This window comes from Oleiagrimonas citrea (assembly GCF_012395255.1).
GTDB classification, from domain to species: Bacteria; Pseudomonadota; Gammaproteobacteria; order Xanthomonadales; family Rhodanobacteraceae; genus Oleiagrimonas; species Oleiagrimonas citrea.
In genome coordinates, this window is sequence record NZ_JAAZQD010000001.1 from 413,534 (window position 1) to 430,684 (window position 17,151).

Here is a 17,151-nt window from a genome sequence, read left to right on the forward strand (position 1 = left end):
ATTACGCATGCCCTTCGTGAATGATACGTTGCAGGTGATCGGCGTAGGACGCGAGCTGGTCCAACGCGACCCATTCGTCGGCGGTGTGCGCCTGGGCGATGTCGCCCGGACCGAACACCATCGTGGTGTAGCCGGCGGCGGAGAACAGCGAGGCCTCGGTCCAGAAATCGACGGCATTGCCAATCGGAAGCCCCAGTTCGTCGGCCAGATCGCGCGCGGCCAGCCGGCGCGACTCGGCAGCGGCGATGTCGCCGGCCGGCAGTGACGGACCGCGGAAGGTTTCCTCGAATTCGGCCGGATGCGGATCGGCCAGATCTTGGAAGCTCTTCAGCAGCGCATCCGGGTCCATCGACGGCAGCGGCCGGAAACCGAACTTGAGGTCGGCCTCGGGCGCGATGACGTTGGCCTTGATGCCGCCCTCGATGCGACCGAGATTGAAGCGCAGGCCGGTCATGCCGCCGAAGCGGTGATGCGCCTGCGCCTCGACGTAGTCCAGCGCGCGGCTGCCCCAGCGCACGGTCTGATGCAGCGCGCTGTCGGACGCCTGCTGCTCGCCCGAGGCGTGCCCGGCGCGACCCGCGAAGCGCATGCGCACCGAGTTGATGCCGCGGTGCGCGAGCACCGCTTCGCAGCGGGTCGGCTCGGCCACGATCACGGCTTCGTAGTCGTGCTTGCCGCGCACGAAGTTGGGCACGCATCGCGCATCGTTGGCCTCCTCGTCGGTGGAGAACAGAAACGCGCAGTCGCCCGCGCCCGCCTGCGCCACGGCCAGCATCGCCGCCGCCGCGCCCTTGATGTCGCACGCACCCAGCGCGGTCGCGCGGTCGTCGCCGATGCGCAGCTCGAACGGACTGGCCGTCCAATGCGGCGAACCCGGCACCGTGTCCAGATGCACGTTGAACAGCAGCCGCGGGTTCCCGCGTACGGCCAGCAGGCTGACCGCGCCCGCACCGTGGTCGGTGAGCGTGCAGTCGAAATCCGGCAACTGCGCCTGCAGGTAGTCGAAGATGCCGCCGGTATCGATGGTGCGCGGCGGGTTGCGCGTATCGAAGCCGACCAGCGCCTTGAGATGTTCGAGCGTGACGTCCAGTAGCGTGCTCATGCCTTGGCGTCCCGGTTCACTTCGGCCCACAGCGACGAGCTCATGCCGAACAGTTTGATGAAACCCTCGGCCTCTTCCACGCCCCAGTCGGCCGACTGCGCATAGGTCGCGCCTTTGGCGTTGAGGATGTGCGGCGACTCGACGCCGACGGCATCGACCCTGGCGCCTTCGGTGCGCAGCGTAACCGTGCCGTTGACGCAGCGCTGGCTGGACGCCAGAAAGGCTTCCAGATCGGCCTTCAGCGGATCGTAGAAGAAGCCTTCGTAGACCAGTTCGACCCACTGCTTGGCCACCAGCGGCTTGAAGCGGTTCTGCGCCTTCGACAGCACTGCTTCCTCCAGCGCGCGATGCGCGGCCAGCAGCGCAATCAGACCCGGTGCCTCGTACACGATGCGGCCCTTCAGACCGATGGTGGTATCGCCGGTGTACAGGCCGCGACCCACGCCGTAGGCGGCGAACTGCTGATTCAGCCGCGCCAGGATCTGATGCCCAGGAAGCGACTCGCCATCGACCGCCACCGCTTCGCCGTTGCGGAAAGTCAGCTTCACTTCCAGCGCCTCGGACGGCCATTCGGCGCGCGGCTTGCACCAGCCGCGGGCGCCCTCGCCCGGCGCCTGCCAGGCATCGATCTCGCCGCCGGACAGGGTCACGCCGAGCAGGTTCTCGTTGATGGTGTAGCGCTGCTGCTTGGCGCGCACGCCGAAACCGCGCTCTTCCAGGTAGGCCTGTTCGTAGGCGCGGGTCTGGGTGTGCTCTTTCTGGATTTCGCGGATCGGCGCGACGATGTCGAAATCGCCCAGCGCCTTCACGGTCAGATCGAAGCGCACCTGGTCGTTGCCCATGCCGGTGCAGCCGTGGGCGATGGCCTTCGTGCCCAGTTCGGCCGCGCGCTTGAGCGCCGCTTCGACGATCAGGTAGCGATCGGAAACCAGCAGCGGATACTGGCCCTGATAGCCCTCGCCGGCCCACACGAACGGCTTGACGAAGCCGTCCCAGATCGCCGGACCGCCGTCGACGGTGACGTGACTGGCGACGCCGAGTTCCTCGGCGCGCTGTTCGATGAAGGCGCGCTCCTCGGCGTCGACGCCGCCGGTATCGGCGAACACGGTATGCACGGCGTAACCGCGCTCCTGCAGATACGGCACGCAGAAGCTGGTGTCGAGGCCGCCGGAAAAAGCGAGGACGATGTCTTGGCTCATGAGGGAAATTCCTGGGGACGGTTCAAGAGGAAGCGGTGTCGATGCGCGGTTCGCAGCGCACGGGGAAGTTGACGGAATTGGCGATGAAGCAGGCGTGATGCGCGTCTTCATGCAGCGCGGCGGCGCGCTCGGCGGCGCTGCCGGCGGCGATGGTCACCTGCGGATGCAGCACCACCTCGACGAAGCGGCCGCCGTTGCCTTCGGTGCGCATCACGCCCTCGGCGCGGTCGGCGTAGTCGACGACCACAATGCCGGCCGCAGCGGCCATGTGCAGGTAGGACAGCATGTGGCAGCTCGACAGCGCCGCCACCAGCAGGTCCTCCGGATTGTGCCGTGAGCGGTCGCCGCGAAAAATTCGATCCGCCGAGGCGGCCAGCTCCGGTTTGCCGTCGATGCGCAGCACGTGGTCGCGACCGTAGGCGCGGTAGTCACGCGTGCCGTCGCCGCGGTTACCTGTCCAGGTCAGTTCGACGGCGTAGCGATGCGTGTGCAGATCGCTCATTCGGACGTCTCCTTGCCGTAGCGCAGCATCAAGGTGGCGAGCGCCTCGTCGCGTTCGCCGGAACGTTTGCGCAGCCCCTGGATAACGCCGACGCGATTGCGCACGGGATGGTTCTGACTGAGCTTGAACTTGCCTTCCACACGCTCCACCGCGATGTCCAGGCCGACGATGCCCTTGAGCTGGGTCTCGATGTACTCGACCGGCGCATCGTCGACGCTCCACGGCGTTTCCATGCCCAGTTCGTGACGGTCGGTGAGGTCGGTCAGCAGGCGAAGCAGCCAAGCGCGATCGTGGGTGACCCGGATGCGTCCGTGCACCTGCACCATGGCGTAGTTCCAGGTCGGCACCACGCGTCCGTCGTCGTCGTGCTTGGTCGCGTACCAGCCGGGACTGACGTAGCCGTCCGGACCGTGGAAGATCGCCAGCACCTCGGCGCCGTCGGCCTCGGCCAGCGGGTTGCCGCGCGCAACATGGCCGCGCAAGCGACCGCTGGCGCCCGGCAGTAGCGGCAAGGGATTGGCGTGGATGCCGTTCGCGCCCGCGAGCACCAGCGTCGCGAACGGATAACCGAGCATGACATCCGCCAATGCCTCGGCGCGCAGTTCCCTGAAATGTTCGGGTGCGTACATGCTCGACTCAGCCCTGCCCGGCCAGCGCGGCCATGATCGCCTTTTGCACATGCAGGCGGTTCTCGGCTTCGTCGATGGCGATGCAGGCCGGCGAGTCCATCACCGCGTCAGTCGCCTTCACGTTGCGGCGCAGCGGCAGGCAGTGGCTGAACACCGCGTCGTCGGTCATCGCCATCTTCGCCTCGTCGACGATGAAGTGCTTGTGCGCGTCACGGATCGACTTCTCGGCCTCCCAGCGACCAAAATACGGAATCGCGCCCCAGCTCTTGGCGTAGACGACCTGCGCGTCGCGGTAGGCCTCCTCGATGTCGTGGCTCATGCGGAAGCTGCCGCCGCTCTCGGCGGCATTGTTCGCGCCGATCTCCATGTAGCGCTCATCCAGCGCGTACTCCGGCGTCGGGCACAGCAGGGTCACGTCCATGCCGAAGCGCGTGGCGATGGTCAGCGCCGAATTGGCAACGGCGGTGTTCAGCGGCTTGGGATGGTAGGTCCAGGTCAGCACGTACTTCTTGCCGCGCAGATCGGTGGTGCCGAAGTGCTCCTGCAGCGCCATGATGTGCGCCATCTCCTGGCACGGATGGGTGATGGTCTCCATGTTCACCACCGGCACCGTGGCGTACTTCGCGAAAGACTTCAGCACGCGGTCCTGGCGGTCGACCTGCCAGTCCTGGAACTTCGGGAAGGCGCGCACGCCGATCATGTCGACGTAGCGACTGAGCACGCGCGCCACCTCGGCGATGTGTTCCTCGGCCTCGCCGTCCATCACCGAGCCGAGTTCGAATTCGATCGGCCACGCGTCCTTGCCCGGTGACAGCACGATGGCCTTGCCGCCCAACTGGTGCGCGCCCAGCTCGAAACTGGTGCGGGTGCGCATCGACGGGTTGAAGAACAGCAGCGCGATGGAGCGCCCTTCGAGTGCGCGGCCCTGCGGCGAACGCTTGAATGCGGCGGCTTGCATCAGCAGCGCGTCGAGGTCGTCGCGCGACCAGTCCTGGGTGTTGAGAAAGTGGCGAAGGCTCATGGCGTGTCCATCTGCGGGGAATATTCGTGGGCCGGAAACAGGAAAACCCGGCGCGGGGCCGGGTTTTCGTCGTGATCGTCGAACAGCACGCGACAGCCTACCCGGCCGGGAAGAAACCTTCCGGTCGGCGCGCACGCGAGGTCATGCCGGCGGCCATGCGGGCGCTGGTCAGGATCACGGGAGCGGGAACGAAGGAAGGCTTCACGTACAGTTCTCGGGAAATCGAACGCATAGAAGTACACGATCGGCCCACATCGCGCAAGATGCTTCGTCGGCGCAGAAACCGCAGATGCGAAACGGCGCGCGCTTCCCGGAGGAAACACGCGCCGCGGAAAACGTTGTTACGTGCGTGAGCCGGATCAGTCGACCGGCGACACGCTGATACGGATGCGCAGACGGTCGCCCGGATCGTAGTCCAGGCGCGACACGTAGACGTCGCCGCGATAGCGATACTCGACGTTGTAGCCGACCACGTGACGCTCCTCGCTGACCGAGTTGATGTTCTGGCATCGGGTCTCGGTGCCTTCGTAGGTACGTGTACCGCCACCGCCGACGCGATTGCCGATGGCGCCGCCAGCGACGGCGCCGGCCACGGTCGCGGCCTTGCGTCCGTCACCCTTGCCCACGGTGTTGCCCAGCACACCACCGACCACGGCGCCCAGCAGGGCTCCGGCCGCGCTGCTGTGACGCTCCTCGCGCACGACTGGCTGGTTGTAGCACTGCTGCTGCGGCTGGTTCACCTGGACGGTGCGGTAGATCGGATCGACGCGCAGTACATCGGCCCAACCGTAATGAGTATTGCCGTTGCCCTGCCCAGGCGGGGGAGGCGGCGCATTCTGGGCGAACGCGGCGGCGCTGGAGAGCATGGCGATCAGCAGAAGAACAAAAAGCTTTTTCATGGAGGACCTCGGACTGCCGCGACGGTTTCTCCCGTCGTGCTTGTCGTTTGGTCGCATTGCACCAAACCCCGCCTGAATGAACGCTTAGAACCTCTGCGCATGTGCCCTGCGCAGGGGCGAATTGCTAAGATGGTCGGAACGTTTTTTCCGTGACGGACCACCGCTGCCATGCCCATCCGCCTGCACAACACCCTGACCCGGCGCGTCGAGCCCTTCCAGCCCCTGCATCCGGACCAGGTGACGATGTATCTGTGCGGACCGACCGTCTACAACTACGTGCACATCGGCAACGCGCGCGGTCCCGTAGTATTCGATGTGCTGGTGCGCCTGCTGCGCCGGCACTACCCGAAGGTGGTGTTCGCCCGCAACATCACCGACGTCGACGACAAGATCAACGCCGCCGCCCGCAACGCCGGCGTGCCCATCGCCGAGATCACCGACCGCTACGCCGCCGCCTACCGCGAGGACATGGCGCGCCTGGGCGTGACCGCGCCGGACATCGAGCCGCACGCGACCGCGCACATGCCGCAGATCATCGCCATGATCGAGCGCCTGATCGCCGACGGCCACGCCTACGCAGCAGAGGGGCACGTGCTGTTCGACGTGTCGTCCTACGCCGAGTACGGCGCGCTGTCGGGACGCTCCACCGAGGAGATGATCGCCGGTGCACGCGTGGAAGTGGCGCCGTACAAGCGCAATCCGGCCGATTTCGTGCTGTGGAAGCCCTCCAGCGACGACCTGCCCGGCTGGGACAGCCCTTGGGGGCGCGGCCGCCCCGGCTGGCACATCGAGTGCTCGGCGATGAGCGCGGCGCACCTGGGCGAGACCATCGACATCCACGCCGGCGGCGTGGACCTGACCTTCCCGCACCATGAGAACGAGATCGCGCAGAGCACTTGCGCGCACGGTGGCGCAGTATTCGCGCGCTGGTGGCTGCACAACGGCATGCTGACCTTCGGCGGCCGCAAAATGTCCAAGTCGCTCGGCAACGTGCTGGAATTGCACACCCTGCTCGACCAGCACCCGCCCGAAGCACTGCGCCTGCTGCTGCTGAAGGGGCACTACCGCCAGCCGCTGGATTGGACCGACGAGGCGCTGGAACAGTCCGTGCGCACGCTCGACGGCTGGTACGGCGTGCTGCGCGACCTCGCCGACGTGCAGACCGACGAGGTCGTGCAGCCGATCCCCGAAGCCATCGAGCAGGCCCTGTGCGACGACCTGAACACGCCGATCGCGCTGGCCGAACTGTCGGCGCTGGCCGACCGCGCGCGCAAGGCCGAGGGCGATGAGGCGCGCAAGGCCGCCAAGTCCGCCCTGCTCGGTGCCGGCGCGGCGCTGGGCCTGCTGCTGCAACCCGCCGAGGAATGGTTCCGTCAGGGCGCGGACACCGTCGACGCCGAACAGGTCGAAGCGCTGATCGCCGCGCGCAACGAAGCACGTGCCGGCAAGGATTGGGCGCGCGCGGACGCCATCCGCGACCAGCTCGCCGCCATGGGCGTGAGCATCGAGGACGGCGCCGACGGCACGCGCTGGAGCATGGCGCGCTGAGCTTGCGCGTTTTCGCCCGCGGCGCGTCTGCGCGATAATGGCCCTATGAACGACACCGCACTCAGCGCCGCAGAAGCGCAACAGGACATCGCCGACGAGTTCGCCTTCTTCAGCGACTGGAGCGAGCGCTACCAGTACCTGATCGATCTCGGCCGCAAGCTGCCGGAATTCCCCGAATCGCTCAAGCGCGAGGAGTTCCGCGTGCACGGCTGCCAATCGCAGGTCTGGCTGGTGCCCGAAGGGGACGCCGCATGCATGCGTTTCCGCGCGATCAGCGACTCGGCCATCGTCTCCGGCCTGATTGCCCTGGTGCTGCGCGTCTACTCGGGCCGCAGTGCGCAGGAGATTCTCGATACTGAACCGAGCTACATCGAGGCCATCGGCCTGGCCAAGCATCTGTCGCCCACCCGCTCGAACGGACTGGTCGCGATGCTGAAGACCCTGAAGGGCTACGCGGCCGAAGCACTGGCCGACGTGGCCTGACGCTTCCGCGCGTCGAACGCTCGCCGCGTTCGCTCACATAAGCAGAAAACGAAAAGCCCCGCGCGAAGCGGGGCTTTCGTCATGCAGGAAGCGCAGCAATGTCGCGATCAATCGCCCATCTGTTTCTGCAGATGCTCGCGACGTTCCTGTGCGTCCAGCGACAGCGTCGCGATGGGACGCGCTTCCAGACGCTCGACGCCGATCTCCTCGTCGGTCTCCTCGCAGAAGCCGTAACGGCCTTCCTCGATGCGGCGCAGGGCCTTCTCGATCTTGGAGATCAGCTTGCGGTAGCGATCACGCGTGCGCAGTTCGAGCGAATTCTCGGTCTCGCGCGTGGCGCGCTCGGCCTCGTCGCCCACGTCACGCACTTCGCCACGCAGGTTGTCGATGGTCTGGCGCGATTCCTCGACCAGCTGATCGCGCCAGGTCCGCAGCTTGTCGCGGAAATACGCGAGTTGCCGGGGATTCATGTACTCCTCGTTGTCGCTCGACTTGGGCTTGTAGCCCTTCGGCAGATCGATGACGACGGTGGAAGGCAGCGCATAGCGGCCGTCTTCCTTGGTGACACTGGGTTCGTTGTTCGGTGCGACAATAGCCATTCGTGGACGTTCTTTCAGACTCTGCTTGCCCTTGCCCTTGCTCGAGACCTTCGACGGCGATGCGGCCTTGCCGGCCGGTTTCGCCGTCGCGGCGCTGCGGCGCGGGGACGGGGACTTGGTGGAAGCGGACTTCTTCGAAGCCGCCTTGCGTGGGGTGGATGTCTTGCTGGCGGCCTTCTTCACCGCCGTCTTCTTGCCGGCGGCCGATTTTCCGGTCGCCGTCTTGCGTGTGGAACTCTTGCTCGCGGCCTTCTTGACGGCGGTCTTCTTGACTGCCTTCTTAGCGCTCTTCTTCACCGCGCCCTTTTTCACGGCCGTCTTCTTGGCCGCGCTCTTCTTCGTGACCTTTTTCGCCGCCGCCGTCTTCTTGCCGGCTGCAGCCTTCCCGGCGGCCGTCTTTTTCACGGCGGACTTCTTCGCCGCAGGCTTTCTGGCCGTGCTCTTCTTGGCCGTTGCAGCCTTCTTCGTCGCGGACTTCTTCGCAGCCGCCTTCTTGACGACCTTCTTCGCCGCAGTCTTCTTCGCGGTCGACTTTCCGCTCTTGGCGGCCTTGGCGGTGCTGGCCGCTATCGTGCGCTTGCGAGTTTTCGCGTCCCCATCGCGGGTCGCGGACTTGGTCTTGCGTGCCTTGCTGGAGGCACTACGCGTTGATTTCGCCATGCTCCCTCACCATTGTAGGTCGGCGGCCCGGTGTTATAGCCTAGTTCTCCGACACCAGCAACTGCCCTTCGGTTGATCTCCGGACAACTGTCGGATGCCCCCCGGAAACCGATCTTGACCCGCATCATCCTTTTTCTTCTCGCCCTCTACAAGCGGCTCATCAGCCCCTTGCTCGGGCAGCGTTGCCGATTCCATCCCACATGCTCCGACTATGCCCGCATTGCCGTCGCGCGATTCGGCCCCCTGCGCGGAAGCATACTCGCTCTCTGGCGCATCCTGCGCTGTCAGCCGTTGTGCAGCGGCGGCATGGATCCGGTCCCGCAAACCTTCACCCTAGCGCGTTGCCGCGCTCCGGAAAAGGACATACCGCATGAATGAGCGGCATACACGTCTTCTCACCAGCCTGTCGCTGCTCGTGCTCATCGTCATCGCCGGCCCGGGACGCGCGCATGCGGCGAACATCCGCCTGCCTCGCGAGGTGCCGCAGGGCGGACTCGTCATCGGTCATGTCCTGCCCTCCTGCCACGTCTCGTATGCAGGGCAAGAGCTCCGCATCGGCAAGGATGGGCGTTTTGCCTTCGGCGTCGGCCGCGACACGAAGGGACCGCTCACGGTCGACACACGGTGCCCCGGCCAGCCGCCGCAGACCCGGCACATTGCAGTGCGCGAACGGACATGGCCGACCGAACGCGTCAACGGTGTTCCGCCGAAGACCGTGTCACCGCCCCCTGCCATCGCCGAGCGTATCGCGCGCGAACGTAAACTGGTGGCGGAAGCCCGCACGCGCAATGACGCGCGCGAGGATTTCGAGCACGGTTTCATCTGGCCCGTGCACGGCCGCATCAGCGGCCGGTTCGGCAGCCAGCGCATCTACAACGGCAAGCCACGCGCGCCGCACTCGGGCGTGGATATCGCCGTGCCGCGCAGCACGCCGGTAAAAGCACCCGCAGCGGGTGTGGTCACGCTGGCAAAGCGGCTCTACCTCAGCGGCAACACCGTCATCATCGATCACGGCTTCGGCATCAGCTCGGTGATGCTGCACATGGAAAAGCTGAAAGTGAAACCGGGCCAGCACGTCCGTCAGGGACAGGTCGTCGGCCTGTCCGGCATGACCGGACGCGCCACCGGACCGCATGTGCACTGGGGCATGAACTGGTTCGGCGTGCGCATGGACCCACGCACGGTGGCACGCGAGCACCCGGCAAGCGGATCTTGAATCGCTATCGAAAAAATCAAGTAAATAACTGAAATAAAACAGCTTTAGTCGACATCTTCGTCGGCATTCGACACGCCATGCGGGACATGGCCCGTGGCAACATGGCGGCGCGTGGACTCGACATTGACGGGCGAATCGTCGAAGAAAATGTCGGCTCCGAAGGCATCCAGGAACGGTCCCTTGTCGCGTCCGCCGAGGAACAGCGCTTCGTCGATGCGCACCCCCCACCGGCGCAGCGTCAGGATCACGCGCTTGTGCGCAGGTGCCGAGCGCGCCGTGACCAGCGCCGTGCGGATCGGCGAATCCTCGGCGGGGAAAGCGGCCTGCAAGCGGTGCAGCGCGGCCAGGAAACCGCGGAACGGGCCGACCGAAAGCGGCTCTTCGGCGCGCTCGGTCTCGCTGCGATGGAACGCCTCCAGCCCCTCTTCCCGCGACACCCGTTCGCCTTCGTCACCGAAGATCACCGCATCGCCGTCGAAGGCGATGCGCAGCTGCTCGCTGACCCGCGGCGGCGCGATCGACGGCAGGATGGTCGCCGCCGCGACACCCGCACGCAGCGCCCGCGCCACGTCTTCGGCGTTGGCGGACAGGAACAGGTCCGCGCCGAAGGGATGGATGTAGTCCGAAGTCGGCGCGCCACTGGTGAACGCCGCGCGCGCAATGCTGAGGCCGTGATGCTGGATCGAATTGAAGATGCGCAACCCGGTGTCGCCGGAATTGCGTGACAGAAGAATCACTTCCACCGGAGGCTTGTCGCCACTGAGGCGATTGAGGCCCAACAGCTTCTGCACCAGGGGAAAGGCCACGCCGGGCGCAAGAATGTCGTTCTCGTGCTCGATCTGATAAGCGCGGTAGGCATCCAGCCCTTCGCGCTCGAACAGTTCGTGACTGTCACCCATGTCGAACAGCGCGCGCGAGGAGATCGCCACCATCAGGCGGTCGTCTCGGGCCGAGGTCGCGGAATGGGCGTTGGGTAGCTGGCTCAAGGTGCGTCCTGCGTCAGGCATGGATGGGGAAGTCGAGCATCACGGCGGCCGGGCATTTCATGCATCGTGCGTGTGATCGCATCGCGTCGAACACGGCTGCAAAACCATCCGCTCGGGAAGACGGCATGATGGCACCCGCAAACCTGCTTCATGCAAAGTGTAGTGCGACGCCCCGATGACCGCGAGGGTCAGAGCAGAAACTGCTCGTCCAGGATGCGCTGCTCGAGGTTGTGCTCGGGATCGAACAGCAGACGCACCGCATGCTGTCCGGACTGCCGCACCTCCACATTGAGTACGTTGCGTACCTCGTGGTAATCGGCCGTGGCGCTGACCGGCCGCTTGTCCGGGTCGAGCGTGCGCAGTCCGACACGGGTGGCGTGCGGAAGAATCGCGCCGCGCCAGCGCCGCGGGCGGAACGGACTGATCGGCGTCATCGCCAGCACGTTGGCATCGAGCGGGAGAATCGGACCGTGAGCGGAAAGGTTGTAGGCGGTGGAGCCGGCCGGCGTGGACACCAGAATGCCGTCACAAACCAGCTCGTCCAGCTTCTCGTCGCCATTGAGCGTGATACGCAAGTGCGCGGCCTGGTTGCTCTGCCGCAGCAGCGAGACTTCGTTGAAGGCCAGTTCGACGCACTCATCGCCGTCGGCAGTGGTCGCGCGCATTTCCAGCGGATACAACACCGCTGGGTGCGCGCGCGCAAGACGGGCTTCCAGATCGTTGTCGCGGTACTGGTTCATCAGAAAGCCGACGCGTCCCAGCTTCATGCCATAGAACGGCTTGCCCAGATCCAGATGCCGATGCAGCGTGCGCAGCATGAACCCGTCGCCGCCCAGGGCGACGATGACATCGGCTTCCTGCGGCGGCACGGAACCGTACTGGGCTTGCAGGCGCTCGGCCGCCTCGCGGGCGGGCGGCGCCTGGCTGGCTACGATCGCAATCTGCATCGGCAACGGTCCGGTCGGCGGCAACCTGCCCGAGCTTACTCAGTCGAGCTGCATCTGCGCCAGTTGCGCCAGGCGACGCACCGCGACCGAAGCGATCGGGTAATCGGCGTTCTGGGTCAGGATGTCGGCCAGCATGGCGCGAGTGTGCTTGAGCGTCGGATCGTCGCGATCCAGCCATACCGAGACCGCCTCCTGCCCGTAGCGGTCACCCGCGTAGCCGAGCACCTGGGCGGAAAGCGCGCGATGCTGATGACTCAACTCCTCGAGCAACGAACCGCGCGCCTGCGCATGCCAGCTGCTTTCCACCGGAAGCGCCTCGACCTGCCCGCGCAGCCAGTCCAGATCCAGTGCGCCGGCCAGACCGAAGAACACACTGGCGACCTGTTCGACCGGCTTGCCGCTCTGCATCGACACCTCGATCATGTCCAGCCCCGAGCGCAGCAGCGGAATGCGCGCCAGACGCAGCGCCAGATCGGCCGGCATGCCCAGACCTTCCCACTTCTCCTTGCCCGCTTCGAAGTCGGAGCAACCCGTCGGCGTCAATGCCTTCGGCAGGGCCTCACGCAATGCGTTCATGCCCGGCTGGTAGCGCTCGACGTTGGCGGCAATATCCAGCGTGCCGCCCGGACGCGTCAGCAGCCAGCGGGTCAGGTGGCGCAGCAGACCCCAGATGTGCAGCTTGGCGTCGATCTGGGTGTCCTCGGCAACCTTGCCATCCATCACCTCGATATCGGCCCACAACCCACGAGCGTCGAGAATCTCGCGCGCGGCGGTGAAGGCCTTGGCGATCGCCGCCGGCCCCTGGCCGGTGTCCTCGGCCATGCGCATCATGAAGGTCGCGCCCATGCGGTTGATGGTCGAGTTGGTCACCGCCGTGGCGATGATCTCGCGTTTCAGGCGATGGCGCTGCATGTGCTCGGCATACGGTTCGCGCAGCGGCTCGGGGAAGTAGCGCTCCAGCTCGCGCGACAGATACGGATCCTCGGGCACGTCCGAATCCAGCAACTGCTGGAACAGCTTGAGCTTGTCGTAGGACAGCAACACTGACAGCTCCGGCCGGGTCAGGCCCAGGCCACGGGTCTTGCGCTCGGTCAGTTCGGCATCGCTGGGCAGCGACTCGACCTGGCGGTCGAGCAGGCCTTCCGCTTCCAGCGTGCGGATGAAGTGCGCCATCGAGCCGATGCGCTTGGCCGCCATGTGCTCCATCATGGTGATGGCATAGTTCTGGCGGTAGTTGTCCCACAGCACCAGGCGCTCGACCTCGTCGGTCATCGCCGCCAGCTGCTCGTTGCGGCCGTCCGTGTCCAGCTCGCCGCGATGCACGGCATCGCCCAGCAGGATCTTGATGTTGACCTCATGGTCGGACGTGTCCACGCCGGCCGAGTTGTCGATGAAGTCGGTGTTCAGCAGCACGCCGTTCAGCGCGGCCTCGATGCGACCCTTCTGGGTCAGGCCCAGATTGCCGCCCTCGCCCACCACCTTGCAGCGCAGCTCGTTGCCGTCGATGCGCAGTGCGTTGTTGGCGCGGTCGCCGGCGTCGGCGTGCGTCTCGCTGGACGCCTTGACGTAGGTGCCGATGCCGCCGTTCCACAGCAGGTCGGCCGGCGCCTTGAGGATCGCGTTCATCAGCTCGTTGGGCGAAAGCTGTTCGACGTCATTGCGCAGACCCAGCGCCTTGCGCACCGGTTCGGACACCGGAATCGACTTCGCCGAACGCGGCCAGACGCCCCCCCCCTCGGAGATCAGGCTCTTGTCGTAGTCCTCCCAGCTCGAACGCGGCAGCGCGAACATGCGCTCACGCTCGGCGTACGAGGTCGCCGCGTCCGGATTCGGATCGAGGAAGATATGGCGATGGTCGAACGCGGCCAGCAGACGGATATGGCGCGACAGCAGCATGCCGTTGCCGAACACGTCGCCGGACATGTCGCCGACGCCGACACAGGTGAAGTCCTCGCCCTGGCTATCGCGACCGAGTGCGCGGAAGTGGCGCTTGACCGACTCCCAGGCGCCCTTGGCGGTGATGCCCATGCCCTTGTGGTCGTAGCCGTTGGAACCGCCGGAGGCGAACGCATCGCCCAGCCAGTAGCCGTGATCGATGGCGATGCCGTTGGCAATGTCGGAGAACGTCGCCGTGCCCTTGTCGGCGGCAACGACGAGGTACGGGTCGTCGTCGTCGTGCCGCACCACATCCTGCGGCGGCACGACCTTGCCGTCGACGAGGTTGTCGGTGATGTCGAGCAGCCCCTCGATGAACATGCGGTAGCACGCCACGCCTTCGGCCTGGATGTCCTCGCGTTCGCCGCTCTCCGGCGGCTGCTTGACGAAGAAACCGCCCTTCGAACCGACCGGCACGATGACAGTGTTCTTGACCATCTGCGCCTTGACCAGACCCAGCACCTCGGTGCGGAAGTCCTCGCGGCGATCCGACCAGCGCAGGCCGCCGCGCGCGACCGCGCCGAAGCGCAGATGGATGCCTTCCACGCGCGGCCCGTAGACGAAGATCTCGCGGTACGGCACCGGCTTGGGCGCATCGGGCACCAGCGAGGAATCGAACTTGAAGCTGATGTAGTGCCGCGCAGCGCCGTCCGGACGCTGGAAGTAGCTGGTGCGCAGGGTCGCGCGGATGACGTCCATGTAGCTCTTGATGATGCGCTCGTCATCGAGGCTCGCGACGCCGTCCAGCAGCACCTTGATGGCCTGCCAGTAGATGTCGATCTGTGTGGCGCGATCCTGCCGCAGCGCACCGACCACGCGGTTGATGAAGCCGGCGCGATCGACCGATAGCGACTGCGGCACCAAAACGTCCATCTCGCCGCGGAGCTGCTTTTCGTGCGCCGCCAGGGTGTCCTCGTCACGCTGCTCGCGACGCGGATCGAACTTGGCATTGAACAGCTCCACCAGCAGATTGGCGATGCCGGGATAGCGGTTCAGCGTCTCTTCCATGTAGCTCTGCGAGAAGGCGATGCCGACCTGCTGCAGGTACTTGCAGTAGCCGCGCAGCATGGCGACTTGGCGCCAGTGCAGCAGCGCGCCCAGCACCAGCCGGTTGAAGCCGTCGCTCTCCGCGTTACCGCGCCAGACGTTCTCGAAGGCGCCCTCGAAGTGACCACCGACCTGATCGACCGGGAACAGCAGATCGCCGTCGGGACGCACCTCGAAATCCTGGATGAACAGCCGCGCATCGTCCACCTGCATGTCGTAGACGTGCTCGGTCAGCACGCGCAGACCCAGGTTCTCCAGCTGCGGCAACATGTCCGACAGCGGGATGTCCACGCCGCGGCGGTAGACCTTGAAGCGCAGCTGATCCGGCTGCTGCTGCGGCCGGTAGAACGACATGCGCACGGCCTGATCGTCATCGAGCTGCGCCAGCGCCTGCACGTCGGCGGCGGCGACATCGGCGGAAACTTCCTCGATGTAGCCGGCCGGAAGCGCGGCGCCGTAGCGATTGGCCAGCCCGAGACCTTCGATTTCGCCCAACTCGTGCACCAGGCTGTCACGAAGATCGTCCTGCCAGTTGCGCACGATGCCGACCAGCTCCTCCTCGAGCGCATCGGTGTCGACGGCGGGCGTGTCGCCCGGCACCGGACGCACCACCACGTGCAGGCGCGCCAGTGCGGACTCGCCCATCAGCACGCTGGAATCGAGCGAATCCCCGTGCAGCGCGTCGCACAGCATGCGCTCCAGACGATGACGGACGGTGGTGTTGAAGCGCTGACGAGGAATGAACGCCAGACAGGAGAAGAAGCGTCCGTACTGATCGCGACGCACGAACAGACGCGGACGGGCGCGCTCCTTGAGCTCGAGCACCCCCATGGCCATGTCGAACAGTTCCTCGGGCGAGCCCTGCAGCAGCTCGTCGCGCGGCAGCGTCTCCAGGATATGGCGCAACGCCTTGCCGGAATACGCATTGCGACGCAGGCCGGAACGGCGCATCACCGATTCATACTTCAGGCGCACCAGCGGCATGTCCTGCGGACGCTTGGTGTAGGCCGTCGAAGTGAACAGGCCCAGGAATCGCTGCTCGGCGACCGGACGGCCCTCGGCGTCGAACTTGAGCACGCCGATGTAATCCATGTAACCGGGACGGTGCACGCGCGAACGGGCGTTGGTCTTGGTCAGGATGATCGCGTCCATGGCGCCGGACTGCGGCAGGCGCGATGCCGCCAGCGTCTTCAGCGAACGCGGCGCGGTGGCGCGGCTGTCGTCGCGCAGGATGCCCTGCCCCGAATCCTTGACGGTGCGCAGCACCTCGTCGCCATCGACATCGGCGACCTCGTACTCGCGGTAGCCGAGGAAGGTGAAGTTGTCGTCGGCGGCCCACCGCAGGAAGGACTGCGCTTCGGACACCGCCGCCTCGTCCAGCGGCAGTTCGCGGCGCGGCAGATCTTCGGAGATGTCGAGCATCATGCCGCGCATGCGCTGCCAGTCCTCGACCGCCAGGCGCACGTCCGACAGCGAGGCTTCCAGTTCGTCGCGCAGGCGCTCGCAGGCGTCGTCGTCGGCCAGCCGATCGATCTCCAGGTGCATGATGGACTCGTGCGGCTGGTCGATGCCTTCCTGACTCAGCTCCTGCAATGTGCCGTCCGTCTCGCGCAGCACCGCGAAGACCGGGTGCGCGACCATGTGCACGTCGAGCTCGGCGCGGGCCACGGCCATGGTCAGCGTGTCGACCAGGAATGGCATGTCGTCGGTGACCACCTGCACGGTGGTGCGAAGCCCGCCCCAACCGGCCTGCTCGCGTATCGGGTTGAAAATGCGCATATGTGCACGCCCGTGGAACGGACGAGTCGCCATGAACCCGTGCAGTTCGAGCAGCAGCGCGGCCCATTCCTCCGGCGCATGCTGATCGCGATCGATCTGCGCCATCCGTGAGAAGAACCCGTCGCTCAGCACCTGCAACTGCGCCAGATCGACTTCTTTCGACTGGGCGGACAGGCGCTCGACGTGTTCACGAACTTGACCGAGGAAGCGATCCGCTTCCATGTGCTTGGCTTGATTCATGGTCAATTCTGCTTTACGAAGCTAGTGAGTGATTTGGACCGGAAAGGAGCAACACGATCCAGCGCACGGGAGACGCGCGAACGATTCGGAACGTGGGAGTGCATGACCATCGAAACGTGCAACGCCGACTCGAAGGTCCGCGATGGGAGGCTGCGATGGGGACATCGACGCTTCCGACGGCTGCGTGAAACGCTGGCTTCGGGGCATGATCCGTATCGCTTACCCAGGCTGTGCATGATGGTCCCGCCAGCCCTCACAGAACGCTCGGGAGGCGGATCGAGATGGCAAGGATAGCTCCGCAGCCCCCGGCTGATCCAGCATTGCCTTCACGACTCATCGCCTACCGCCGCTCGCGCAGG

14 protein-coding genes are annotated in these 17,151 nt (G+C 65.9%); 4 read left to right on the forward strand and 10 right to left on the reverse strand.

The window, feature by feature from the left end; all coding sequences use genetic code 11:
• Window position 1: 1 nt before the first annotated feature.
• From HF690_RS01720 to HF690_RS01745, 6 genes are all read right to left on the reverse strand, one after another.
• Window positions 2–1,102: an acetylornithine deacetylase gene (locus tag HF690_RS01720; RefSeq protein WP_168608239.1), complete on the reverse strand. Its 1,101-nt coding sequence runs from the start codon at window positions 1,100–1,102 to the stop codon at window positions 2–4.
• Window positions 1,099–2,301, reverse strand: a complete 1,203-nt coding sequence (locus tag HF690_RS01725) for an argininosuccinate synthase (protein WP_168608240.1) — start codon at window positions 2,299–2,301, stop codon at window positions 1,099–1,101. Before HF690_RS01725 ends, HF690_RS01720 begins: the two co-directional genes overlap by 4 nt.
• A gap of 22 nt (window positions 2,302–2,323) precedes the next feature.
• Window positions 2,324–2,803 carry an OsmC family protein gene (locus HF690_RS01730; RefSeq protein WP_168608241.1) on the reverse strand — a complete coding sequence of 160 codons (480 nt, stop codon included), beginning with the start codon at window positions 2,801–2,803 and terminating at the stop codon, window positions 2,324–2,326.
• Window positions 2,800–3,432: an FMN-binding negative transcriptional regulator gene (locus HF690_RS01735; protein WP_168608242.1), complete on the reverse strand. Its 633-nt coding sequence runs from the start codon at window positions 3,430–3,432 to the stop codon at window positions 2,800–2,802. The genes HF690_RS01730 and HF690_RS01735 overlap by 4 nt, the downstream gene beginning before the upstream one ends.
• Before the next feature lie 7 nt (window positions 3,433–3,439).
• Window positions 3,440–4,453 (reverse strand): N-acetylornithine carbamoyltransferase, encoded by a 1,014-nt coding sequence (locus HF690_RS01740; protein WP_168608243.1) that lies wholly within the window; start codon window positions 4,451–4,453, stop codon window positions 3,440–3,442.
• Window positions 4,454–4,812: 359 nt separating this feature from the next.
• Window positions 4,813–5,352, reverse strand: coding sequence for a glycine zipper 2TM domain-containing protein (locus HF690_RS01745; protein ID WP_113065902.1), 540 nt, complete (start codon window positions 5,350–5,352; stop codon window positions 4,813–4,815).
• 168 nt (window positions 5,353–5,520) lie between these two features.
• Between HF690_RS01745 and cysS the strand changes: the two genes are divergently transcribed.
• Together cysS and HF690_RS01755 are read left to right on the forward strand one after the other, a co-directional pair.
• Window positions 5,521–6,900: a cysteine--tRNA ligase gene (gene cysS, locus HF690_RS01750; RefSeq protein ID WP_113065901.1), complete on the forward strand. Its 1,380-nt coding sequence runs from the start codon at window positions 5,521–5,523 to the stop codon at window positions 6,898–6,900.
• A gap of 45 nt (window positions 6,901–6,945) precedes the next feature.
• The gene (locus tag HF690_RS01755; RefSeq protein WP_113065900.1) at window positions 6,946–7,383 is read left to right on the forward strand and encodes a SufE family protein; all 438 of its coding nucleotides are present in this window, start codon (window positions 6,946–6,948) and stop codon (window positions 7,381–7,383) included.
• A 107-nt stretch (window positions 7,384–7,490) separates the two neighbouring features.
• On the opposite strand, the gene dksA is transcribed toward HF690_RS01755, so the two are convergent.
• Window positions 7,491–8,642, reverse strand: a complete 1,152-nt coding sequence (dksA, locus tag HF690_RS15250; protein WP_168608244.1) for an RNA polymerase-binding protein DksA — start codon at window positions 8,640–8,642, stop codon at window positions 7,491–7,493.
• Window positions 8,643–8,753: 111 nt separating this feature from the next.
• Between dksA and yidD the strand changes: the two genes are divergently transcribed.
• Together yidD and HF690_RS01770 are read left to right on the forward strand one after the other, a co-directional pair.
• On the forward strand, window positions 8,754–9,020 hold the full coding sequence (yidD, locus tag HF690_RS01765; RefSeq protein WP_240601840.1) for a membrane protein insertion efficiency factor YidD: 267 nt from the start codon (window positions 8,754–8,756) through the stop codon (window positions 9,018–9,020).
• Window positions 9,013–9,858 (forward strand): M23 family metallopeptidase, encoded by an 846-nt coding sequence (locus tag HF690_RS01770; RefSeq protein ID WP_168608245.1) that lies wholly within the window; start codon window positions 9,013–9,015, stop codon window positions 9,856–9,858. The genes yidD and HF690_RS01770 overlap by 8 nt, the downstream gene beginning before the upstream one ends.
• A 44-nt stretch (window positions 9,859–9,902) precedes the next feature.
• Here HF690_RS01770 and HF690_RS01775 read toward each other — a convergent pair whose 3' ends face one another.
• The 3 genes from HF690_RS01775 to HF690_RS01785 all read right to left on the reverse strand — a co-directional run bounded on the left by HF690_RS01775 (window position 9,903) and on the right by HF690_RS01785 (window position 16,792).
• Window positions 9,903–10,844: a 5'-nucleotidase gene (locus tag HF690_RS01775; protein WP_113065897.1), complete on the reverse strand. Its 942-nt coding sequence runs from the start codon at window positions 10,842–10,844 to the stop codon at window positions 9,903–9,905.
• Between the two features lie 188 nt (window positions 10,845–11,032).
• Complete coding sequence (locus HF690_RS01780) at window positions 11,033–11,791, reverse strand: NAD kinase (RefSeq protein WP_113065896.1); 759 nt, start codon at window positions 11,789–11,791, stop codon at window positions 11,033–11,035.
• Between the two features lie 39 nt (window positions 11,792–11,830).
• The gene (locus HF690_RS01785) at window positions 11,831–16,792 is read right to left on the reverse strand and encodes an NAD-glutamate dehydrogenase (protein WP_484549349.1); all 4,962 of its coding nucleotides are present in this window, start codon (window positions 16,790–16,792) and stop codon (window positions 11,831–11,833) included.
• Between the last annotated feature and the right edge of the window lie 359 nt (window positions 16,793–17,151).

Bases quoted from the DNA above. Each gene is read 5' to 3' on its own strand.
- HF690_RS01720 (WP_168608239.1), bottom strand. From the start codon at position 1,102: ATGAGCACGCTACTGGACGTCACGCTCGAACATCTCAAGGCGCTGGTC.
- HF690_RS01725 (WP_168608240.1), bottom strand. From the start codon at position 2,301: ATGAGCCAAGACATCGTCCTCGCTTTTTCCGGCGGCCTCGACACCAGC.
- HF690_RS01730 (WP_168608241.1), bottom strand. From the start codon at position 2,803: ATGAGCGATCTGCACACGCATCGCTACGCCGTCGAACTGACCTGGACA.
- HF690_RS01735 (WP_168608242.1), bottom strand. From the start codon at position 3,432: ATGTACGCACCCGAACATTTCAGGGAACTGCGCGCCGAGGCATTGGCG.
- HF690_RS01740 (WP_168608243.1), bottom strand. From the start codon at position 4,453: ATGAGCCTTCGCCACTTTCTCAACACCCAGGACTGGTCGCGCGACGAC.
- HF690_RS01745 (WP_113065902.1), bottom strand. From the start codon at position 5,352: ATGAAAAAGCTTTTTGTTCTTCTGCTGATCGCCATGCTCTCCAGCGCC.
- cysS (WP_113065901.1), top strand. From the start codon at position 5,521: ATGCCCATCCGCCTGCACAACACCCTGACCCGGCGCGTCGAGCCCTTC.
- HF690_RS01755 (WP_113065900.1), top strand. From the start codon at position 6,946: ATGAACGACACCGCACTCAGCGCCGCAGAAGCGCAACAGGACATCGCC.
- dksA (WP_168608244.1), bottom strand. From the start codon at position 8,642: ATGGCGAAATCAACGCGTAGTGCCTCCAGCAAGGCACGCAAGACCAAG.
- HF690_RS01770 (WP_168608245.1), top strand. From the start codon at position 9,013: ATGAATGAGCGGCATACACGTCTTCTCACCAGCCTGTCGCTGCTCGTG.
- HF690_RS01780 (WP_113065896.1), bottom strand. From the start codon at position 11,791: ATGCAGATTGCGATCGTAGCCAGCCAGGCGCCGCCCGCCCGCGAGGCG.
- HF690_RS01785 (WP_484549349.1), bottom strand. From the start codon at position 16,792: ATGAATCAAGCCAAGCACATGGAAGCGGATCGCTTCCTCGGTCAAGTT.